1 protein-coding gene and 1 pseudogene are annotated in these 1474 nt (G+C 64.4%); one reads left to right on the top strand and one right to left on the bottom strand.

Annotated features, from left to right (window positions below; genetic code table 11):
- Window positions 1-1017, top strand: a 1017-nt coding sequence (locus IU459_RS37145; protein WP_267469951.1) for a group II intron maturase-specific domain-containing protein, incomplete at its 5' end; no start/stop codon positions are given.
- A gap of 336 nt (window positions 1018-1353) precedes the next feature.
- On the opposite strand, the pseudogene IU459_RS37140 reads toward IU459_RS37145, so the two are convergent.
- Window positions 1354-1474, bottom strand: a pseudogene (locus tag IU459_RS37140) (IS5 family transposase); the annotation flags it as partial.

Here is a 1474-nt window from a genome sequence, read left to right as displayed (position 1 = left end):
CCGTTGATACTCAACGTTGCTCTGCACGGCATGGAGGCCGCCGCCGGGGTCTGCTACTACGCCACCGGCACCCGTGCCGGGAAAACGGTGAAGGGCTGCCCTGCGGTTATCCGCTACGCCGATGACCTTCTCGCGCTGTGCTATTCACGCGAGCAGGCCGAACAGGTCAAGGCGCGGCTGGCGCAGTGGCTGGCTCCCAGAGGGCTCGTCTTCAACGAGGACAAGACCCGCATCACGACCCTGGATCAGGGCGTGGATTTTCTGGGGTTCAACATTCGCCGCTACCCGAACGGGAAGCTGCTGACCAAGCCGAGCAACGCCGCGCTGCGGCGCATCCGGCTGAAGCTGTCCACCGAGATGAAGCGACTGCGTGGCTCCAACGCCGACGCGGTGACCGCCACTCTCAATCCGATCATCACCGGATGGGCGGCCTACTACCGGATCGGGGTTTCCAAACGGGCGTTCGCAGCTTTGGACGCCCACGTCTGGCGGCTGGTTTACAAATGGGCCAGATTCCGTCACTCGAACAAACCGATGTATTGGGTCAAGGCCCGCTACTTCGGGACGTTCAACCCCGCCCGAGCGGACAAGTGGGTGTTCGGGAACCGCGATAGCGGTTTCTACCTGCGCAAGTTCGCTTGGACACCGATCGTCCGGCACCGGATGGTCACTGGCGCAGCGTCTCCGGACGATCCCGCGCTGGGCGACTACTGGACCGAGCGGCGTCGCCGCCGCATACCCCCGGTGGGTAAGGACACTCTGCGCCGCTTGCGCGCGCAGAACGGCCGATGCCCGATCTGCCGGGGGTTGCTGCTGCACACCGATCGTGAACCACAAACGCCGCACCAGTGGCAGCAGTGGCTCACGGCCGCACGCACCGCGATCCGCCGACAGGCAATCACCGTCGCGAGCGCTCACCAGCCGGACGGCTACACCGCAACGCGTCTTGTCCACGCCCACTGCCACCACAATCACACCAGAAGCGGTAGCGGGCACCGCTGCTCTGCCGACCTGTGAGCCTTCGGGGCTTGCTTGAGCCGGTTGCCTGGAAAGCGGGCACGGCCGGTTCTTAGGGGGCGAGGGCGTGGTAACACGCCCTCGCTACCCGCCGAACGCTGGTTCGGATACCTCACCGACCAGCTCACCCGCCGCGGTGTCCACAAAAGCGTCGCGGCACTGGAGAAAGACGTCACCACGTGGATCCAATGCTGGAACGAGAATCCCCGGCCGTTCGTCTGGAAGAAGACCGCCGAGGAGATCCTCGACTCCCTCGCCCGATATATCCAACGGATTTCAGGCGCAGAACACTAGGCCCTGTGTCGAAGTGATGAGGGCGGGCCTGGTGGTCTGCCTTCACTCGTTTCGGAGCCATTGGTTGATCACGGCGATGTGGATGGTGGCCAGGTAGCGGACGGCGAGCTTGTCGTACCTGGTGGCGACGGCGCGGTGTTGTTTGAGCTGGTTGATTCCCCGT

The sequence above is a fragment of the Nocardia amamiensis genome (genome assembly GCF_015477605.1).
Lineage (GTDB): Bacteria > Actinomycetota > Actinomycetes > Mycobacteriales > Mycobacteriaceae > Nocardia > Nocardia amamiensis_A.
This window is presented reverse-complemented; position numbering and strand designations above follow the sequence as displayed.